Annotated in this window: 17 protein-coding genes; 6 read left to right on the top strand and 11 right to left on the bottom strand. The window is 70.5% G+C overall.

The annotated features are described in order from the left end of the window. The first annotated feature begins 235 nt into the window (after nt 1-235). From AB0B64_RS02285 to AB0B64_RS02270, 4 genes are read left to right on the top strand one after another with little or no spacing between them, the layout of a single operon-like run. A complete protein-coding gene (locus AB0B64_RS02285) occupies nt 236-1528 on the top strand; it encodes a sugar ABC transporter substrate-binding protein (protein ID WP_358174015.1) in 1293 nt (430 codons plus the stop codon). After that, a complete protein-coding gene (locus AB0B64_RS02280) occupies nt 1525-2370 on the top strand; it encodes a sugar ABC transporter permease (protein ID WP_357947826.1) in 846 nt (281 codons plus the stop codon). The genes AB0B64_RS02285 and AB0B64_RS02280 overlap by 4 nt, the downstream gene beginning before the upstream one ends. Before the next feature lie 2 nt (nt 2371-2372). Beyond that, on the top strand, nt 2373-3158 hold the full coding sequence (locus AB0B64_RS02275) for a carbohydrate ABC transporter permease (RefSeq protein ID WP_357947829.1): 786 nt from the start codon (nt 2373-2375) through the stop codon (nt 3156-3158). A 12-nt stretch (nt 3159-3170) separates the two neighbouring features. After that, nucleotides 3171-4046: a nucleoside hydrolase gene (locus tag AB0B64_RS02270; RefSeq protein WP_358174012.1), complete on the top strand. Its 876-nt coding sequence runs from the start codon at nt 3171-3173 to the stop codon at nt 4044-4046. On the opposite strand, the gene AB0B64_RS02265 is transcribed toward AB0B64_RS02270, so the two are convergent. The 10 genes from AB0B64_RS02265 to AB0B64_RS02220 all read right to left on the bottom strand — a co-directional run bounded on the left by AB0B64_RS02265 (nt 4043) and on the right by AB0B64_RS02220 (nt 14548). Continuing rightward, the gene (locus tag AB0B64_RS02265) at nt 4043-5050 is read right to left on the bottom strand and encodes a LacI family DNA-binding transcriptional regulator (RefSeq protein WP_357947835.1); all 1008 of its coding nucleotides are present in this window, start codon (nt 5048-5050) and stop codon (nt 4043-4045) included. The two genes, AB0B64_RS02270 and AB0B64_RS02265, sit on opposite strands and share 4 nt — an antisense overlap. A 102-nt stretch (nt 5051-5152) precedes the next feature. Beyond that, entirely contained in the window at nt 5153-6007 is an 855-nt protein-coding gene (locus AB0B64_RS02260) for a geranyl diphosphate 2-C-methyltransferase (protein ID WP_358174009.1), read from the bottom strand. A gap of 55 nt (nt 6008-6062) precedes the next feature. Continuing rightward, entirely contained in the window at nt 6063-7337 is a 1275-nt protein-coding gene (locus AB0B64_RS02255; protein ID WP_358174006.1) for a family 2 encapsulin nanocompartment cargo protein terpene cyclase, read from the bottom strand. A 21-nt stretch (nt 7338-7358) separates the two neighbouring features. Beyond that, a complete protein-coding gene (locus AB0B64_RS02250) occupies nt 7359-8753 on the bottom strand; it encodes a family 2B encapsulin nanocompartment shell protein (protein ID WP_358174003.1) in 1395 nt (464 codons plus the stop codon). Between the two features lie 367 nt (nt 8754-9120). After that, nucleotides 9121-10167: an aldose 1-epimerase family protein gene (locus tag AB0B64_RS02245; RefSeq protein ID WP_358174000.1), complete on the bottom strand. Its 1047-nt coding sequence runs from the start codon at nt 10165-10167 to the stop codon at nt 9121-9123. Further along, on the bottom strand, nt 10164-10868 hold the full coding sequence (locus AB0B64_RS02240) for an SDR family oxidoreductase (protein ID WP_358173997.1): 705 nt from the start codon (nt 10866-10868) through the stop codon (nt 10164-10166). The genes AB0B64_RS02245 and AB0B64_RS02240 overlap by 4 nt, the downstream gene beginning before the upstream one ends. Continuing rightward, nucleotides 10865-11908: a hypothetical protein gene (locus AB0B64_RS02235; RefSeq protein ID WP_358173994.1), complete on the bottom strand. Its 1044-nt coding sequence runs from the start codon at nt 11906-11908 to the stop codon at nt 10865-10867. Before AB0B64_RS02235 ends, AB0B64_RS02240 begins: the two co-directional genes overlap by 4 nt. After that, on the bottom strand, nt 11896-13074 hold the full coding sequence (locus AB0B64_RS02230; RefSeq protein WP_358173991.1) for a CoA transferase: 1179 nt from the start codon (nt 13072-13074) through the stop codon (nt 11896-11898). Before AB0B64_RS02230 ends, AB0B64_RS02235 begins: the two co-directional genes overlap by 13 nt. Next, on the bottom strand, nt 13074-13838 hold the full coding sequence (locus AB0B64_RS02225; protein WP_358173988.1) for an enoyl-CoA hydratase/isomerase family protein: 765 nt from the start codon (nt 13836-13838) through the stop codon (nt 13074-13076). The genes AB0B64_RS02230 and AB0B64_RS02225 overlap by 1 nt, the downstream gene beginning before the upstream one ends. A gap of 8 nt (nt 13839-13846) precedes the next feature. Further along, the gene (locus AB0B64_RS02220; RefSeq protein ID WP_358173986.1) at nt 13847-14548 is read right to left on the bottom strand and encodes a FadR/GntR family transcriptional regulator; all 702 of its coding nucleotides are present in this window, start codon (nt 14546-14548) and stop codon (nt 13847-13849) included. A gap of 106 nt (nt 14549-14654) precedes the next feature. Between AB0B64_RS02220 and AB0B64_RS02215 the strand changes: the two genes are divergently transcribed. Further along, on the top strand, nt 14655-15521 hold the full coding sequence (locus tag AB0B64_RS02215) for a fumarylacetoacetate hydrolase family protein (RefSeq protein ID WP_357947862.1): 867 nt from the start codon (nt 14655-14657) through the stop codon (nt 15519-15521). Between the two features lie 107 nt (nt 15522-15628). Here the strand turns inward: AB0B64_RS02215 and AB0B64_RS02210 are convergent, their stop codons facing one another. Next, the gene (locus tag AB0B64_RS02210) at nt 15629-15943 is read right to left on the bottom strand and encodes a DUF6289 family protein (protein WP_357947865.1); all 315 of its coding nucleotides are present in this window, start codon (nt 15941-15943) and stop codon (nt 15629-15631) included. A 366-nt stretch (nt 15944-16309) separates the two neighbouring features. Here AB0B64_RS02210 and AB0B64_RS02205 point away from each other — a divergent pair, with 366 nt between their 5' ends. Next, a complete protein-coding gene (locus AB0B64_RS02205; RefSeq protein WP_358173983.1) occupies nt 16310-19951 on the top strand; it encodes a DNRLRE domain-containing protein in 3642 nt (1213 codons plus the stop codon). The last annotated feature ends 74 nt before the right edge of the window (nt 19952-20025 follow it).

The raw sequence follows: 20025 nt of genomic DNA, 5'->3' as shown, positions 1-20025 counted from the left end.
TCCGGCCTGGGCGGCTCGGCGCAGCAGTGGGCCGAGACGAGTTGGTGAAAACGTTTCGCAAAAAATCTATGGCCCGGTTTGCGGGTATGTCAACGTCTTTAGGTGGTGCGTCCCAAATGTCCAGTCGGGCGGCGTACGAGCCGCCTGACCTGGCCCTTGTCCTTCTGCGCGCTTGGTGGCATCCTGGCCGCCTGAAGGTGACACGTGTAGACCTCGGTCCAGAAGGAGCTAGGGGATGAAGTTCTTCAGGGTGGTTATCGCCACGACAGCCCTGGCCGGCGCCCTGGCCGCCTGCGGCTCAGGTGGGTCGGGCGGGTCGGGCGGTGCGAGCCAGGCCGCCGACGCCTCGGGCCCGATCCAGTTCGTCGGCCCCGAGGACCCCAAGACCTTCGCCCCAGTCATCGCCGGGTTCGAGGCCAAGAACCCGGGGACCAAGGTCAACTACACCCAGGTCCCCTTCGACCAGCTCAACAGCGTGCTCCAGCAGCGCCTCGCGGCCAAGGACGACTCGATCGACGTCTACACGGTCGACCAGCCGCGCGTCGCCGCGCTCGCCACCCGCGGCTTCCTCACCGACCTGAGCGACCTGACGGACAAGGTCAAGAGCGCCGCGCTCCCCGGGCAGTACGAGGTCAACGTCTTCAGAGACAAGCTGTGGGCGCTGCCCATCTGGACCTCCGACCAGTTCCTCTTCTACAACACCGAGTTGCTGGAGAAGGCGGGCGTCCAGCCACCGCCGAGCGACCCGGCCAAGCGGTGGACGTGGGAGCAGACGGTCGAGGCCGGCAAGAAGGCGCAGGAGAAGGCCGGCGCCCAGTGGGCGGTCATCCCTGAGCAGATCGAGCAGTTCTACCAGCTGCAGAGCCTCGCCGAGTCGCTCGGCGGCGGATCCGGGATCACCGGCCCCGAGATGCTGAAGCCCGCCATCACGACCGACGGCTGGCTCAAGGCGATGACCTGGTACCACGGCCTGTTCGCGAACAAGCTGGCCCCGCGCGGCGTCGGCTCCTTCCAGACCTCGCCGCTGTTCAGCGAGGGCAAGGTGGCCTTCTTCGCCGGCGGCCCCTGGGACGTGGGCACGTTCGCCGCGGCCAAGGGGCTGAAGTGGGGCGTGGCACCGTACCCCTACTTCCAGGGCGGCAAGCCGGTGACCCCGACCGGCTCGTGGTCGTGGGGCGTCAACCCGGCCTCCAAGAGGCAGGCGGCGGCGAAGAAGTTCATCGAGTACGCCGCGCTCGACCCCGAAGGCAACCTCCAGACCACGCAGAACACCACGATCATCCCGTCGAACAAGGCGGCGTTCGGCAAGTACGTACCCCTGCTCGACGCCAAGGCGAAGGGCGTCGGCGAGATCATGAAGTACGACGCCCAGAACACGGCGGTGGCGCGGCCCGCGTCGGTCGGCTACATCCAGTTCGAGGACATCATGACCAAGGCGTTCGCCGACATTCGTAACGGCGCCGACCCCAAGGCCCGGCTCGACCAGGCGACCCAGGAGATCACCACCGCCTGGAAGCAGCTTCGATGAAGGTCGCGCTGGCCTTTCTGGCGCCCGCGCTGGTGGCTCTGCTGGCGCTCCGGCTGATCCCCGCGGGCATCGCCATCGGCAGCAGCCTGCGGCACACCAGCCTGGTCACCGGTGAGACGTCGTTCGTCGGCCTCGGCAACTACGCGACGCTGTTCGACGACCCGACGTTCCTACAGAGCGTCAAGGTCACGCTGGTGTTCAGCCTGATCGTGAACCCGCTGCAGATCGCGGTCGCCCTCGCGCTGGCGGTCCTCTACACGCAGAAGTTCGCCGGGGTGCGCTTCCTGCGCTCCCTGGTGATCCTGCCGATCGCGGTGCCGCCGGCGGTGTCGGCGGCCATCTGGAGCGTGGCCTACCGGCCCGACGGGATGCTCAACGCCGTGCTGCACGTGCTGGGCATCCCGCAGCAGCCGTTCCTGACCTCGCCGCAGCAGGCGCTGTGGTGCCTGATCGTGCTGCTGTCGTGGATCGGGGTCGGCTACTGGATGATGTTCCTCATCGCCGGCATGCAGGACATCCCGCGCGCGCTCTACGAGGCGGCGGCCATCGACGGCGCCTCGTCCTGGGCCAGATTCTGGCACGTGACGCTGCCGCTGCTGCGCAGGCCGCTGGCGTTCGTCCTGGTGGCCGACACGGTCTCCAACTTCCTGGTCTTCGCCCCGGTCCAGATGCTGACCAACGGCGGCCCGCAGGGCTCCACGAACGTCACCATGTTCGACATCTTCACCCGCGCCTACAGCGTCGGCGACCTCAATCTGGCCCAGGCCGAGGTCATGCTGCTGGTGCTGGTCGTGCTCGCGGTCGTCATCGTCCAGTTCCGCCTGCTGCGCGCCAAGGACTGAGCATGCTCAGAAAGACACTCGCCGGCGTCGTCGGCCTCGCCTTCGCGCTGCCCCTGCTGTGGGCGCTCAGCAGTTCGCTGCGCGGCACGGGCAACCTCGGCAACTCGCTGATCCCCGCCGACCCGACGCTCGCCAACTATCTGGCGCTGCTGACGGGCGGCTTCGGCCGGGCCATCGCCAACTCGCTGCTCGTCGCGCTGGCCACAGTCCTGATCGGCCTGGCCATCTCCGCGGCGGCGGCGTTCGGCCTGTCGGCCATCAGGTTCCGGGGCCAGGGCGTGCTCTTCGGCCTCGTCGTGCTGAGCTTCCTCATCCCGTTCGACGCGATCGCGATCCCGCTGGCCACGCTGTTTCGCGACTGGAACCTGCAGAACACCTACGCGGGCCTCATCCTGCCCGGACTCGGTCACGGCCTGGCGATCTTCCTGCTGCGTCAGTTCTTCCTGGCCGTCCCGGCCGAACTGGTGGAGGCGGCGCGGATCGACGGGCTGGGGTGGTTCGGGGTGTTCGCCCGGCTGTATCTGCCGTTGTCGCGTCCCGCCCTGGTCAGTGCGGGTCTGACGTTGTTCATCTTCCAGTGGCAGGCGTACGTCTGGCCGCTGCTCATCGGCACCGACGCCGAGCACCAGCTGGGGCCGATCGCGCTGGCCAACATGCGCGGGCAGTTCACCATCGACTACGGGCAGCTGTTCGCCGGCTCGGTCGTGCTGACCGTGATCCCGCTGGTCATCATCCTGCGCTTCCAGCGCCAGTTCACCCAGTCCATCGCGACGACCGGGCTCAAATAGAGAAAGGCCATCATGGCTGACCGTCAGATCGTTCTCGACACCGACCTCGGCTCCGACGTGGACGACGCGCTCGCGCTGGCCGTCCTGCTCGGGTCGCCGGAGGTGGACCTGCTCGGCTGCGTCACCGTCTACGGTGACACGGCGCTGCGGGCGCGCCTGGCCCAGCGGCTGGTACGGCTGGCCGGCCGTACCCTCACCGTGGTGCCCGGCGCGGAGAAGACGCTCACCGACCGCGAGGTCTGGTGGGCGGGCCACGAGGGCAAGCTCTTCCCCGACCTCGACACCGAGCGGGTCTCTCATGAGCCGGACGCCACCGCCTACCTCACCGAGCTGGTACGCCAGGCACCGGGCCAGATCGACGTCGTCGCGATCGGCCCGCTGACCAACATCGCGAACGCCATCCAGGCCGACCCGGAGTTCGCGGCGAACGTCGGGCACCTGTGGATCATGGGCGGGCGCTTCGACTCCGCGAAGCCGGAGCACAACTTCAAGTGCGACCCCGAGGCCGCGAAGATCGTGTTCGACTCCGGCGCCCCGATCACCGTGACCGGGCTGGAGATCACCACGACCGTGCGGCTGGACGCCGGCGACGTGGCCAGGATCGCTGAGGCAGGCGAGTTCGGGCAGGCGCTGAAGGCGGAGATCGAGCAGTGGTGGCGGTTCTGGAACGAGGAGTGGAACAGCCCGCACGACCCGATCACGGTGCTGACCCTGCTGGCGCCCGATCTGTTCGGTTTCACGCCGGACGGCCACGTGGCGATCGGTCCCGATGGGGGGAGCGTGTTCACGGAAGGCGCGGGCCGCACGAGGATCACGGTGGCGGCGCGCGCGGACGAGGTCGCCGCGCAGATCGTCGCCAGGACCGTGGCGGCGGATCACGCCACCTAGGGCGTCCGCCGGTCCTGGCAGCCGCACGAGCCGCGGACCACGAGCTCGGCGGGGTAGATCTTCGTCACCGGCTGGTGGGCGCCCTGCTCGACCCCGGCGATCAGCGTCTCCGTGGCGAAGCGGGCCATCTCGTCGATCGGCTGCCTGATCGTCGTCAGGCCCGGCACGGTGAACGCCGACTCGCGTGCCCCGTCGAACCCGACGATCGCCAGGTCACCGGGCACCCGCAGGCCCAGGTCGGCGGCGGCGCGCATGGCGCCGATCGCCTGATGGTCAGTGGTGGCGAACACCGCGGTCGGCCGCTGGGCCAGCAGCTCGACGGCGGCCGAATAGCCGCCCTCCATGCTGAGCGGGCCCAGCGCGACCAGTGAGCTGTCGAGCCCGGCCTCGGCCAGCCCCCTGCGCCACCCTGCCAGCCGCAGCTCGACGGCCGTGATGTCCAGCGGCCCTCCGATGAACGCGAGCCGGGTGTGGCCGTGCCCCGCCAGGTGCGCGGCCGCCAGCCGGCCGCCCTCCTCATCGTCCACGGCCAGCCTGGAGAAGAAGGGGGGCGCCTCGTGGTCGATCGTCACGACCGGGATGCCGCCCTCCATCTCCTTGACCTGTTGGGGCGACGGGCGCACCCGCATCAGCACCAGGCCGTCGACCTGCCGCTCCATGAACGAGCGCACGTAGCCCTCGGCGCGTGCGGGATCCTCGGCCGAGTTGCCGAGCAGGACGGAGTAGCCGCGCTCCCAGGCCACGTCCTCGCACGATCTGGTGAACTCGCCGAAGAACGGGCTCTTGCCGCCCGCGCTGTCGGAGGCGATGACGCCGATCGTCCAGGTCCGCCGCGCGCGCAGCGACCTGGCCACGGCGTTGGGACGGTAGCCCAGCTCCTCGACGGCCGCCAGCACCCGGCTCCGGGTCGCCGCGGACACCGGCTTGGGGCCGTTGTTCATCACATAGCTGACCACGGCGGGCGAGGTCCCGGCCAGGCGCGCCACGTCGTTACGGGTTACCACGATCACACCACTTTACCGCCCGGTAACCCCCCTTTTCGCGCCGCCCGGGGTGGGGTCCCCCGGGCGCCGCGCGCGTCGCCGGCGGCCGGGACGGCAGGTCTGTCAGGCGCGATCGGCCGCGATGAGCAGGTACTGGAAGCTGCCGTTCTTGTAGGCGTCGAGGAAGGGCTGTTCGATGCCGGTGGCCAGGGCGGTCTGGGCGCGGAGCTCCCAGTAGGGGATCGTCGCGGGCGTGAGGTCCACGACGCTGATGGGGACGAGGCGGTTGGCCGCCATTTCCTTGAAGTACGTGCTGCGCGGATGGATGTCGCAGATGTAGTGCGCGTTGATCTGGCTGATGGCCCGGGACGGCAGGCCGTAGGCGTCGTTGTAACAGCCGGTGATGCACACGTATCGGCCACCGCGGCGCAGCAGCCGGGCGTGTTCGGCGAACAGCAGCGAGAGCTCGACGTACATGGTGCTCTCGTTGTTCCAGATCGCCTGGAACGTTCCAGACTCGAACCCGGTGTCGAGCATGTTGCGGAAGTGGAAGCGCACCTTGTCGGCCACGCCGCGCTTCCTGGCCTGCTCGTTGGCGAAGGCGACCTGCGACTCGGAAATGGAGACGCCGTCCACGTGGCAGCCGAACCGCAGGTTGGCGACGATGCTGGAGCCGCCTCGGCCCGAGCCCGCGTCCATGGCCCGGTGGTGGGGTTCGAGCGGGCCGAGCCGGCTCATGAGGAAGTCGGCCTGCGCGGATTCGAGCCGGTGGAGCTCCTTGATCACGCGTTCGTCCCGGGTCTCCGCAGGGCCGTCCAGGACCGTCCAGTCGACCTCGCCGATGCCGTAGTGATGGTGGTAGATGCCGTCCACTTCGCCCAGCCGGAGGTTGACCGGGTTCTGCTCGGTGTTCCAGTAGTCGGCGACGGATCGCTGGTAGAGGCTGCTGAGAACGGAGGAGTCCTGCGTAGCGGTCACCTGAGGGATTCCCTTCTTCAATGAACTGCTCTTCAATGAACTTCGGGGGGTGCGGTCAAGACTGATAGCGGCTGGTGGAGCCGTGCCATTCGAGGCATCCGGCCATCCACGCCTGCGCGCCGCGCAGGAACCGGTGGAGCTCGGGACACCGGAGGGAAATGAGCGCGCGATGGCTGGATTCGAAGCCCTTGACGAGATCGTTGTGGAGGGCGACCGCGCGTTCGGTCGCCTCGCGGATGGAACACTTCTCCTCGGCCGCGATGAGCAGGATCACGTTGGAGTCGGGGAGTTCGTCCGCGGCCTCCTTCTCGACGGAATACAGGTCGTTGACCAGGACGCTGGCGGTGCCCGCCTGCATGAGCGCGGTGTGGAAGCGCCGCATGAAGAACAGGTCGGCGGCCAGGTTGTAGCCGCCCACGATGTCGATCAGCGTCATAGAGGTGTAGAAGCTGTCGTGCTGACGTGCCGCGAGGTAGCGCCAGACCGGCGGCGGCGTCTCCAGATAGCGCCAAGCCGCGTAGGCGGCCCAGCTCACGTACATCTGGGAAGTGATGTTGCAGACGCGCCCGATCTGTGCCGAGCTGGCGTGGCGGGAGATGTGGCTGATGCTCGACCTCAGTGAGACCAGGACGGGGTCGGCCTGGATCGCCTCCTCGAGCCGGCGGGTGTAGTCGCCCGCGGGCGGCGGCGGGTCCATGGCGGAGGTCACCAGGGCCAGCCGCGGTGGCAGCTCGGTCGGCGTCGCGCCCAGGTCGGTCTCGTCGGCGTAGTAGTCGTCGGCCGCCCACCAGGCGGCGTTCGTCTGCGCCGCGATCAGCAGCATGTCGGGGTCGTCGGCGTCGGGGTGCGTGAGCATGGCCAGCCGGCCGTAGCCCGTGTCGCTGAACTCCGTCATCCGGCCCTCGTGGAGCCTGACCCGCTCCGCCCACGCCACCAGGCGCCGGTTGACCTCGTCGCCCAGGTCCTCGTCGACGCGTACGGTCTCGGGGCAGTACAGCGGGGGGTACGACCCGTCGCCCCACTCCCGCTCCTGGTAGGCGAGCGGCTCGAGGTCGTACGTGAGCATGGCGCTCGACAGGGTCAGCCGCGGCTGCGGGGATTCGTGCCCGTCGTGCTCGCAGACCCTGGGCGGGGGCCACTGGTCCGGGGACGGGACGCGCAGCGCAGAGGTGCCCAGACCGGTGGGGCCCGCCACCATCCGGGCCAGCGCGTCCGCTCCGGCGGGCTTCTCAGGTATGGCCTGGACCCGCGCTTCGGCGGCTCGGTGGACGGAGGGCCCGGTCGGCAGTGTGATGGCGGCCGGAGGTTCTGCGGTGTCGTCTGCGGGCATGCGGCCCTCTTCCTAAAGTTGTCAGGAGCGGGGGGCGGCGATGTTGGCGTTCTCCAGGATCCCGATCGCGTCGGGCACCAGGATCGCCGTCGAGTAATAGGCGCTGACCAGGTAGGACATCACCGCCTGGCTGTTGATCCCCATGAAGCGGACGTTCAGGCCGGGCTCGTACTCCTCGGGGATGCCGACCTGGTGCAGGCCGACCACTCCCTGGTCCTCCTCGCCCGTGCGCATGGCCACGATCGAGCTGGTGTGCCCGTCGGTGATCGGAATCTTGCCGCAGGGGAAGATCGGGATTCCGCGCCAGGCCGGGATCTCGTGCCCGTTGACGTTGGCGCTGCCCACGGTCAGGCCGCGCTTGTTGCATTCGCGGAAGAAGGCCGCGATCGCCTTGGGATGCGCGAGCAGCAGGCGGGTCTTGCGGCGCATGCTGATCAGGTCGTCCAGGTCGTCCGGGGTCGGGGGACCGGACCAGGTGTTGATCCGCTGGCTGTAGTCGGCGTTGTGCAGCAGCCCGAACTCGCGGTTGTTGAGCAGCTCCCATTCCTGGCGCTCGCGGATCTCGTGGATCGTCAGGCGGAGCTGCTCGTCGAACTGGTTCATCGGCTCGTTGTAGAGGTCGGCCACGCGGGTGTGGACCCGCAGGACGGTCTGCGAGACGCTCAGGGGGTATTCGCGAGGGTGGAGCTCGTAGTCCACGAAGGTGCCGCCGATGTCCGGCTCGCCGACGTGCCCGGCGGCCACGTGGACCGCCGCCTCGCCGCGCTTGTTGACCGGTTTGCGGGTGCCCTCCAGGTAACGCTGGATGTGCTCCCGCAGGGCGGGCGACTGGTCGAGCAGCCGCTGGAACTCCCGCCGCGGCGACACCATGACCGTCCCGGCGGTGGTGGCCTGGATCGAGCACGGCCACCGGGCATCGTCCTGGGCGAAGACCTCGTCGCCGAACTGATCGCCGTCCGCGATGACCCCGAGCACCACCGTGCCGCCGTACTGGCCGGTGGACAGCCGGTTGAGCCGGCCGTGGGCGATGACGAAGGTCTCGGTGACCGGCGTCCCGGCCTCGACGATGACCTCCCCGGCCTGGAACTGGCGAGCCGTGAACGTCGAGGCGAGCGCGCTCAGTACGTCGAGGTCGCCGAACCCGCGCAGGGCGGGCAGCTCCGTGAGCGTCTCCGAGATGATCCACACGTCGTCGGCGCCGTTCTGCACCACGCTGACCCGGCCGCGTCCCACCGCGTGGGTCAGGCGGCGGTTGACCCGATAGGTGCCCCCGGCCACGTCCACCCACGGAAGCATGCGCAGCAGCCAGCGGGAGGTGATGGCCTGCATCTGCGGACGGGTCTTGGTGGTGGTGGCCAGGTTGCGCGCGGCCCGGGTGTCCAGGCTCAGCCGGTGTTCCGCTTGCTCGGGGGGCATGTTTCCTCGCACTCTCTGATCGTGGAATGTAACCCGTCGGCTCAGCGGGCCGATTTCGGCGGCTTTGAGAGTACGGGTGGGAAATCTCTTCCGGAGAGCATCAGAGCGATGAGGGTAATTCCTCGGTCGTGGTGGCGCGGAATGTGAGCGGCTCTGTCATCGAATTCTCGGTCGCCTTCACGCTGGTGGTCCGGTCGAGGCGTCTTCGATGCTAAAGGCCGTTCCGCAGCCAATCAATGGCTCTCTCTGGCTATTCGACCATTCAAGCACGTCTGATTTAGACGATAATTCATGAATTACCGGCGGAAAAAGCAGAGGACCCGGTCCGCACCGAAAGTCAGGTGCGGACCGGGTCCTCCTCATGAACTCAGGCCGTTTCGACCCTGAACGTGGTCTGGTAGGTGCGCGACTCCTGAGCCCCCAGCCAGATCATGCTGCCGTCCTCGCGGGCCGCCGTGTCGCCGCCCACGTGGTGGGTGGACGGCTCCAGGCCGATCGCGTAGTTGCCGGAGCGCAGGTTCAGCCACTCGAAGAAGCACGGGAACTGCGCCGCTCGGAACTCCACGCTGACCGCCAGGCCCAGCCGGTCGTTGACCACCGCGACCCGGTGCAGGCCCTCGGCGCCGGGGTTCAGCGCGTGCTCGTACACCTGCTCCACGAAGCCCGGCACCGGCCCCGGCAGCGTCAGGTGGTCGGCCCCCTGCTCGGCGACGCTGTCGCTCTGCCACAGGGTCTCGCGGATGTCCGCCTCGAACCGGGCGCCCTCGTCGAGCAGCGGCCAGCCGAGGTTGATGTGGTAGAGGAACATGTGCGGCGTCGGCTCGAACCCGGCGTTGGTCACGGTGTCGGTCAGCCGGATCTCGTCCCCGCCCAGGTCGGCCTCGATGCGGCGGGTCAGGGTCAGGTTCTCGCCGAAGACCGCCGCCTGCCGTACCTCTCCCTCGGCCCACAGGACGCAGCGGTCGCCGTCCCAGCGCTCGCCGTAGCCGGTCAGCCGGGCGGGCAGGTTGCCCGCGCGGCCGTGCAGGCCATGCCGTACGGACTGGCGGGGCGCATATCGGTAGGTGTCGGCGGGGACCTCGCCGCCGAACAGCGTGTGGTCGAGGCCGCCTGTGACCATGAGCCCGGAGAACGAGCGCAGCCAGGACAGGCCGTCCTCGTCGTTGTTCTCGTGCAGCCCCGGATGGCGGAAGCCGGTGGGGGAGCGCCAGCCGAAGGACCGCCCGGCGTGCTCGGCCGCGCCGATGTCCATGCACCGGTCGACCAGCACGTCGAAGGCCAGCCCCGAGCCGGTGCGGAACTCCAGCGTCCGGATGCCGCGTTCGGCGCCGTCGCCGAGCGTCACCAGGCGCACCCCGCCCATCGCGGCCGGGTCGCCGGTGAGCTCCGCCAGTTGCCTGCGGGTCGGCGTCATGCCATCACCCACCCTCCGTTGACTTCGATGGTCTGGCCGGTGACGAAGGACGCGTCGGGGCCGGCCAGGAAGGACACCACGGCGGCCAGCTCCTCCGGGCGGCCGCGCCGCTGGAGCGCCTGCCGTTCGAGGACGAACCGGTTGTACGCCTCGGGATCCGAATGGATCTCCTCGGCGGCCGTGGGGAACGCGCCGGGCGAGACGCAGTTGACGCGGATCTCGCGCGGCCCGAGCTCGCGGGCCAGGGCCCTGGTCAGGGCGGTGGCGGCGCCCTTGGTGGCGACGTAGGCGGCCAGGTCGGGCCAGCCGCCGTGCATGGTGATCGACGCGATGTTGATGATCGCGCCGGCGCCCAGCGCGGTCATCTGCCTGGCCGCGTGCTGGGCCGCCAGCCAGTAGGCGCGCTGGTTGACCGCGTGCACGTCGTCGTACTCGGCCAGCGGCACCTCCAGGAAGGGCCTGCTGGGATAGATGGCCGCGTTGTTGACCAGGATGCCGACCGGCCCGAGCGCGGCGGCCGTACGGGTGAAGGCGTCCTCGATGGCGGCCGGGTCGCGCAGGTCGGCCGCCAGGTTGAGCGCGCCGTCGAGCGAGCCGGCGTCGAGGTCGAGCGCCGCCACCTGGTGGCCGTCGGCCGTCAGGCGGCGCACGATCGCCTGGCCGAGCGCGCCGGCCGCGCCGGTTACCAGCGCCGTGGTCATGTCCACTCCCTGTGCAGGTCGTCGAGCAGGTCTCTGACCGGTCTGCGGGCGGTCAGCCCGTCGCGGAGCAGGGCGGAGGTCCGCTCCTGCTTGCCGATGTAGCCGGGGAAGCGCGGCCGGATCCAGGCCGCCTCCACGGTGTCGCGGGTGTCGCGGTAGAAGCCCGAGGCGTCCCAGGCGGAGCGGGCGGCGGGCTGGCCGCCGGTGGCGGGGAACAGCCCGGTCTGCACCGGCTCCGAGAGCAACCGGCGCAGGTGGGCTCGTACGGCGTCCTTGGTCCCGCTGTCGCGCACTCGGCTCTTGGAGACCGCCAGCCCGGTGCCGCCGAGCACGCTCCCCGGCGCTTCGCCGGGCCAGGCGGGGGCGTCGGCGAAGGCCAGCGGGTAGGTGGCGTACCCGTACACCAGCGGGCAGAGGTCGGGCCCGCCCGCCGCCATGGCGTCGAGGACGCCGATCGGGTTGCGCAGGGAGACCTCGGGGTCGGCCAGCGCGAGCAGCTCGGCCATGAGCTCCAGCGCCCGCAGTCCCGCCTCGCGGTCGAGGAAGTCGCCGGAGCACAGCGCGCAGAACATGAGGAAGGCGTGCGGCCCGCCCAGGCACAGCGTCAGCCGCCCGCCCTTCCGCGCGAACTCCACCGTCTCTGGCCAGGTCTCCGGAATGTGCGTGCCCGGCCAGGCGGCGGCCACCTGGGCGGCCGCGTCGAGCGGCAGCGCCCACTGGCGCCCGTCCAGGTGGTAGCTCTCATAGGAGCGGCCGACGGTGCGGGCGCGGAAATCGGCCAGCTCGGACGGCGCGAACAACTCGTCCATCGGCACCAGCGAGTCCAGCGCCGCGCCCAGTCCGGGGTGGTCGATCACCAGCACGTCGTATGACGCGCTGAGCGTGGCGATCGGCTCGGACTCGAAGCCTTCGAGCGGCTGCCGGTCCCACTCGATCGGCTCGGGCACGTCGCCGTACGGGTTCGGCCCGGCCAGGTCGAGACGGGTGAGCTCGTCGAGCGGGGCGTGGCCGCGGGGGTGGTCCCAGGTCAGTCCGCGCACGCCAGCACGCCCTTCTCCACCAGCTCGGCGGCGCGCTCCGCCGGGTAGCCCAGCTCGCCGAGAATCTCCGCGGTGTGCTCGCCCACCAGCGGCGCGCCCCTGCGTACCTGGGGCGGGGCGGCGCTGAGGCCGTACGGGAAGCCGGGCGTGGTGACCGTGCCCTCGGTGCGGTGGTCGTAGGTGACGAACGAGCCGTTGTGCCGGACCTGCGGGTCGGCCACCAGCTCCGCGTAGCCGTACACCGGGCCCGCCCACAGGTCGTGGCGGGCGCAGATGTCCAGCCACTCGGTGGTCGTGCGCTCGGGCAGCCGCCGGGCGACGGTCGAGGTGATCTCGTCGCGCTGGGTGTGTCCGTCCATGCCGGCCAGCTCGGGCAGGTCGAGCGCGACGGCCAGCCCGTCGAGCCTGGGCATGCCGAGCGCGAGGTAGCCGTCCTTGGTGGCGAACACCCCGTACGGCGCGCGGATGTAGGTGTGGCCGTGCGGCTCGCGCCCGCGCCGCTGCGGGACCCCGCCGACGGTGAAGACCGACAGCTCCTGCATCTGTACGGCGATGGCCGCGTCGAGCATGTTGACGCTCACCCGCTGGCCCTCGCCGGTGCGCTCGCGGTGCAGCAGCGCGGCCAGGGCGCCCTCGAAGGCGCTGTAGGCGGTGATCGCGTCGATCGCGTACGTGCCCGCGGGCGCCGGGGGGTCGCCGTCGCGGCCGGTGCTGAGCATGGCGCCGCTCATGGCCTGGAGCAGCAGGTCCTGTCCCGGCCGCGTCACGTACGGGCCGCTCTCGCCGTACCCGGACATGGAGACGTAGACGACGCGCGGATTGAGCCCGCTGATGGTGTCGTAATCCATGCCGAGGCGCTCGGCGACGCCGGGCCGGTAGTTCTGCAGGAACACGTCCGCCGTCGCGGCGAGGCGGTGGACGATGTCGCGGCCCTCGTCCGACTTGAGGTTCACGGCCAGGCTGCGCTTGTTGCGGTTGAGGGACAGGAACGAGGCGTTGACCTGGTTGCCCGTGGCGCCTCCCGCGGGGGCGTGGCGCTGCCACTCGCCGGTTACCGGCTCCACTTTGATCACGTCCGCGCCCAGGTCGCCCAGGCGCATGGCGGCCAGCGGGCCGGCCATGGCGATGGACAGGTCGACCACGCGGTAACCGTCGAGGACGCCCATCAGCGCCCCTCGAAGACCGGCTCGCGGCGGGCGGCGAACGCGGCCCGGCCCTCGGCCGCGTCGGCGGTGGCCATGCAGACGGTCTGCAGGTCGCGCTCGTACTGGATGGCCTGGTCGAGCGGCATGGTGTAGGCCGCCTTGAGGTTGGCCTTGGCCGTCTGTGCGGCGATCGGCGGCCGGGCGGCGATCTTCCCGGCCAGCTCTCGTACGGCCGGCAGCAGCTCGTCAGGAGGCAGCACCTCGGTGACCAGCCCCCAGTCCTTGGCCCGTGCGGCGTCGATCGGGTCGCCGGTGAGCAGCATGGTGGCCGCGTTGCCGGGGCCGACGGAGTGGGCGAGCAGGGCGGACTGGCCGCTGCCGCCGATCCAGCCGAGCTTGATCTCGGGCGCGGCGAAGGTGGCGGTGGTGGCGGCCAGCCGGATGTCGCAGGCCATGGCCAGCTCCAGGCCGCCGCCGTAGGCGTAGCCGTTGACGGCGGCGACGATCGGCTTGCGCAGGGCGCGGACCGCGTCGCCGTAGTCGCCACGGTTGCGGAACTCCCACGGCGTGGCGTACGCGTCGAGCTCGCGGATGTCGCTGCCCACGCAGAAGGAGCGCTCCCCCGCGCCGGTGAGCACGGCCACCCGGATGGCGGGGTCGGCGTCCACGCGGTCGAGGCAGGCGCGCAGCGCGCCGGCCATCTCGGGGGTGATGGCGTTGAGTTTGGCGGGTCTGTTCAGGGTGATGACGGCCACCGGGCCGGCCACGTCGAGCAGGACGTCCATGGATTCCCTCAGCAGTGGAGCGCGTCGGCGCGGGCGACCTCGACCACCTCGCGCATGGCCTCCTCGGCCTTGCGGTGATGGCGGCGCCGGATCGCCACGGCTACGCGCTCGTGGTTGGGCAGCGTTTCCTTGTTGTGCGCGACCGATCGGGTGTGCACCTGCCGTACCGAGCGCAGGGCGATGCTGATCATGTCGTAGATGTAGAGCAGCAGGTCGTTGTCGGCGGCGCCGAACACGGCCCGGTGGAAGGCCAGGTCGGCGTCGATGAAGGGGTCGGGGTCGTCGGCCGTGGCGTGCAGCGCGGCCAGGGCCTCGTCGATGCGCTGGATGGCCGCCGCGTCGGCCCGCTCGGCCGCCACGCGGGCCGCCCCGGGCTCCAGCGCGACGCGCAGGTCGGCAAGCACCCGGATGTCCCCGGCCTGGGCGTCGGCGCCGAACCGCCAGCTCAGCACGTCGGCGTCGAGCAGGCTCCAGGACTCGCGCGGCCGGACGCGGGTCCCGGCGCTCCTCCTGGTCTCCAGCAGGCCCTTGCCGGCCAGCACCTTCACGCCTTCCCGTACGGCCGAGCGGCCCACGCCGAGCTCGTTGACCAGTTGCTCCTCGATCGGGATGGGCGTGCCGGGCACCAGCGAACCGTCGACGATCCGGGCACCCAGGGCGTGCACGACGTGAGCATGCCGAGCCGTGTCCGGGTAAGGATCAGTTGCCACGGTTTCCTCCGTATTCGGATGTTTGGCACAGTATCGGGACGGTCGGTTTTTTCATAGACTTTCATCTGATGAAGTTCGGACTTCATCAGATGAAGCTGGGAGTGTCATGCACATCGTACGGTTTGTCAGCCCGCTGACCAGCGCGGACGCGGTCGGCGTCGACGACGGCGACCAGGTGACGCAGCTGGAGGGGGTCACCACCGTCGGAGAGCTGCTCCGCCTGCCCGTCGCGGAGCTACGCGAGCGGTGCGTCGCCGCGGCCGGCCCGCAGCACCCGTCCGCGTCCGTGCGCAGGCTCGCGCCCGTGGACGGGCTGATGGAGGTGTGGGCCGCGGGCGTCACCTACCGGCGCTCGCGCGAGGCGCGGGTGACCGAGAGCGAGCGGGCGGCCGACGTGTACGAGCTCGTCTACGACGCCGAACGGCCGGAGCTGTTCTTCAAGTCGGTGGCCTGGAAGGTGTCGGGGGACGGCGGCCGGATCGCCGTGCGCGCCGACTCCGAGATCGACGTGCCGGAGCCGGAGCTGGGCCTGGTGCTGAACTCCGCGGGCGAGATCGCGGGCTACACGGTGGTCGACGACGTGAGCTCGCGCACGATCGAGGGGGTCAACCCGCTGTACCTGCCGCAGGCCAAGATCTACCTGGGCGCGTGCGCGGTCGGCCCGGCGATCCGGCCCGTCTGGGAGGTGGCCGACCCGTACGCGCTGGACATCACGCTGACCATCGCCAGGGTGGGGGAGACGGTGTGGGACGGCAAGGCGTCCACCTCGGAGCTGCACCGGCGCCTGGACGACCTGGCAGGCTACCTGTTCCGCGCCGACGCCTTCCCCGACGGGGCCGTGCTCTCCACTGGCACCAGCCTGGTGCCCGACCTGCCGTTCACGCTGCGCGACGGTGACACGGTGACCATCGGCATCGCCGAGATCGGCACGCTGACCAGCACCGTGGTGCACGGCCTGGCCGCCATGGGCTGAGCGCGGTTCACCGTATAGCGCTAAGGCAGGCACGACCAGGGCCGGGCACCGTCTTCGGTGCCCGGCCCGTCGTGATTACGGCCCGTCGTGATTACGGCCCGTCGTGATTACGGTCCGCAGGGCGGAGTGAAGATGCGCAGGATCCCCTGCCGTACGCCCCAGCCTCCGGAAGGCTGGCCACAGCCCCTCCAGAACTGGCCGACGAGCTTGTCGTTCCCGTCGAAGTAGTCCATGACAAGCAGGACGTCGCCTCCGCCCGGGGGAGTCGAGATGAAGGTCGACGGCTCGGGCACGGGGGCCGAGGCCGACGCGGTGCTCGCCGGTAGCAGCGTGAGCGCGGCGGCGACGGCCGCCGCCACGAGGACGGCCAGCATCCAGGCCAGGACGAAGCCGACGCCGCGCGGGCGGCTGGATCTGATCATAGAGACGTCCCTTCCTATGAGTTCTCCAAAAGGAAGGCGTTCCATCGCGTTCCGTGATGGGACAGCTGACGACAGCAAACGTTTACCGTCCGGCCATCCAAGATCACCTAACCGGCCAATAATGATCTTTACGTTTGCGGCGTTTGTGCGTTGCCCCCACCGATAGTGGAAGGACATTCGTGCGCATTCCCACCCGGGTCGTCGTCGCCGTCATGTCGGCGATTCTTGCCCTGAGCTCCGTGAACTCCGCCGGCACCCCGGCCTTCGCGGACACCGACCCCGCCCTGGCGGCACTCACCCAGGTCGTCCCCGAGGTCCCGTCCGGCCGTCCCGCTCTCGTACACCCTGAGGCTCAGCGCGCCCGGCGTGCGGCCCCGCCAGGCTCCGGACGGCGGCGTCGAGCTGGTGGACGGCAAGGGCCGGACGACCGCCGCCATCCCGGCGCCCGTCATGTGGGATGCCACGGTGAACCCGGGGTCCGGTGACCACCCGCACCGCGCGCCCGTCGCCATGAAGGTGTCCGGCCAGGACCTCCTCCTCACCCCCGACCCCGCCTTCCTCGGCGACCCGGCCACCAAGTACCCCGTCACGGTCGACCCCTCGCTCAACCTCGGCCAGGTCTTCGACACCTTCGTGCAGGAGGGCCACGGCACCGACCAGTCCGGCTCGACCGAGCTCAAGATCGGCAACAACGGCAGCGGCCAGGTCGCCAGGTCGTTCATCACGTGGAAGACCCCCGGCATCGCGGGCAAGAAGATCGTCTCGGCGTCGCTGAAGCTGTGGAACTTCCACTCCTGGTCGTGCAACACGAGGTCGTGGGAGGTGTGGTCGGCCAACCGGGCCTCGACGTCCTCGCGCTGGCCGGGCCCGGCACTGGCCGATCGCTATGCCGCCTCCAGCGAGACCAAGGGCTGGGGGAGCGGCTGCGCGGACGGCTGGGTGAGCGCCAACGTCACCTCGCTGGTCCAGTACTGGGCCAACGAGGGGTGGAAGGACTCCGGCATGGGCCTGCGGGCCGCGAGTGAGACCGACGAGTACGCCTGGAAGCGGTTCAACTCGGGCAACGCCTCGGCCCACGTGCCGTACATCTCGGTGACGTACAACTCCTACCCGAGCACCCCGGTCTCCACCTGGCTGTCCCCGTACACCGACTACGACGGCACGATCTGGACCAACACGCTCACGCCGCAGCTGCGCAACCACGTGCGCGACCCTGACGGCGGCAACGTGCGCGGCCTGTTCGACGTGTACGCGGGCTCGACGCTGGTCATCGACAACCTCTACGGCGCGTACGTGGCCAGCAACGGCTTCTCCGGCGCGAACGTGCCGGCCGGCAAGCTGGCCAACGGCAAGACCTACACGATCCGGTCGTGGGCCAACGACGGCTCGCTCACGTCGAAGGCGTACCAGACGGCCACGTTCGCCGTGGACACCGTCGCGCCGCCCGCCCCCTCGGTGGCCTCGGCCGACTACCCGGCCGACGGAGGCTGGCACGGCGACGCCGGCAAAGCGGGCACGTTCACGCTCAAGCCCGCGAACACCGACTCCGGCTGGCTCGCCTACCGGCTGGACGGTGCGGCGGTCACGAAGGTGCTCACCACCGGCGCGGCCGTCTCGGTCAAGCTGACCCCGGCCGCCGTCGGTCCCCACACGCTCACCGTGTACACCCTGGACAAGGCCGGGAACGCCTCGCCGGCCACCGCGTACGCCTTCAACGTGGGCTCGGGCGCGGCCGTGGCCACGCTCGCCGCGCCGAAGGACGGCCTGCGGAGCACCGGCAAGGTCCCGCTCGCAGTGACCGGCTTCGGCTTCACCCAGGCGACGTTCCAGTACCGGCGGGCCGACACCGACGAGTGGGCCGACCTCCCCGTGGCGAACGTGCTCACCGCCGACGGCAGGCCCCTGACCGCCTGGCCCGTGGCCGCGCCCAACGGGGTGTCCGGCCTGGTCTGGGACGCCGGAACCCAGCTCGGCGACGCGGCGGCGCAGGTGCGCGCGCTCGTCGGCAGCACGTCGGGCCCGGTGGCGTCGACGTCCGCCGAGATCGTCGTCGACCGCCGCGCCACCGAGGCGGCGACCAGCGAGGTCGGGCCGGGCACGGTGAACCTGCTGACCGGCGACTACCGCCTCCAGACGACCGGGGGCGGCCCGTTCGGCCTGACTCTGACCCGGACGGCCACGTCCCGGAACCCCGGGTGGTCCCAGGGCCTCGCCTCACTCGTGGAGACCTCGCCGAACTCGGTCCAGGTGACCAGGGCCGACGGCACGCCAATCCAGTTCACCAGGACCAAGGACGGATGGCGGCCCGAGCGGGGCGCCGAGGACCTGACGCTCACCGGCACGTACACGCTGAGCGACTCCCGAGGGCAGACGACCACGTTCGCCAAGCAGGGCGACCGGTACCTGCCCACCGAGTACACCTACGACCAGGACCGGCCGAAGTCGCTCACCCGATCCGGCCACACGATCGACTTCGGCTACGGCACGGACGGCCGCCTCAGCACCGTGTCCTTCCAGGGAGCCGTGGTCACCCAGTACTCCTACGACGCCGCCGGACGCCTGTCCGAGACCTGGGACCCGAGAATCACCCCGGCGCTGAAGACCACCTACGGCTATGACAGCGCGGGCCGCGTCACGACGCTCACCCCGCCGGGAGAGCTGCCGTGGACCTTCGGCTACGACGCCGACGGCCGCTTGAAGAGCGTCGCCCGCCCCACGCTCAAGCCCGGCACCGCCGACCAGATCGCAGGCGAGGCCAAGACCACCATCGTGTACGGGGTGCCGCTCAGCAAGGCGGCCGGCGGCCCGGCCGACCTGACGGCCACGACCATCGCGGCCTGGGGGCAGGCGGTGGCACCCGTGACGGCCACGGCGGTCCACCCCCCGAACTCCACCACCCGCCCCACCGTGACGTACCTGGACGAGTCGGGCAGGGCGGTCAACGTGCTCACCCCCGGCGGACACCTGTCCGCCACCGACTATGACCGGTTCGGCCACGCGACGCGCGTGCTCACCGCGGCGAACAGGGAGCTGTCACAGCGGCCGACCACCGACAACCGGCTCGCCGAGCTGGCCATCACCGCCTACAGCTCCGAGGAGCGGGCGGACCTGCTGTCCACCCGCTCGGTCTACGACGACTCCGGCCGTCGCAAGATCGAGGAGCTGAGCCCGGTCCACATCATCAACCTGGAGTCCGACGTGGACGACCTGCCGGCCGGATACGGCATCGGCGCCAGGAGCCGGACCGTCAGCACGTACGACGAGGGCCGCCCGACCGGCGCGGCGGCCCGTGACCTGCCGACCCCCGTCAAGACCGGCGCCGTCATAGTCGGGCGCGAGTCCAAGCCGGACGTGGACGTCAAGGCCACCGCCATCGCCTACGACTGGGCCACCGGCCGGCAGACCAGGACGGTCCGCGACCCCGGCGGCCGGGCGGTCACCGCCGACACCGCCCCGCCCGTCCTCTACACGGCGACCGGCGGCGCCCCTTGCGGCGGGCGGCCGGAATGGGCGGGCCTGGTGTGCCAGGAGGGCGGACGGACCTCCGCCTACACCGCCACCGGCCTGCTGGACACGGTCATCGAGGGCGGCGTCGCCACCACGGTCAAGCGCGACGCGGCCGGTCGGCCCATCACGACCAAAGCCGGCGGGGAGAGCGAGATCGGCATCGGCTACAGCCCGGCCAGCGGCCGGCCCACCGAGCGGTGGCGCGGCACGGAGAAGATCGTGACGGCCTACGACCGGCCGGAACATCCACGGTCAGGAACTGCTGAACATGCGCAGCGACACCATGAGCGAGCGGCAGCTGGGCTACGACAAGGCGGGGCAGCTCGCCTCGGTGCTGGACATGGCGTTCCCGCTGTGCACGCTGCGCCGCTACGGCTACGACGGCGCGGGCAACCGGGTCCGGCTGGCCGTACAGGAGTCCGACGAGGAGTGTCCGGAGGCCAACGACGCGGCTTCGAAGATCACGACCTACGCGTACGCGGACGGCAGGCTGGTGGGTGACGGTTACGCCTACGACCCGGCCGGCCGCACCACCTCGCTGCCCGGTGGCCGGGGGATCGACTACTTCGCCGACG

The sequence above is a fragment of the Nonomuraea sp. NPDC049129 genome (genome assembly GCF_040648495.1).
GTDB lineage: Bacteria > Actinomycetota > Actinomycetes > Streptosporangiales > Streptosporangiaceae > Nonomuraea.
This window is presented reverse-complemented; position numbering and strand designations above follow the sequence as displayed.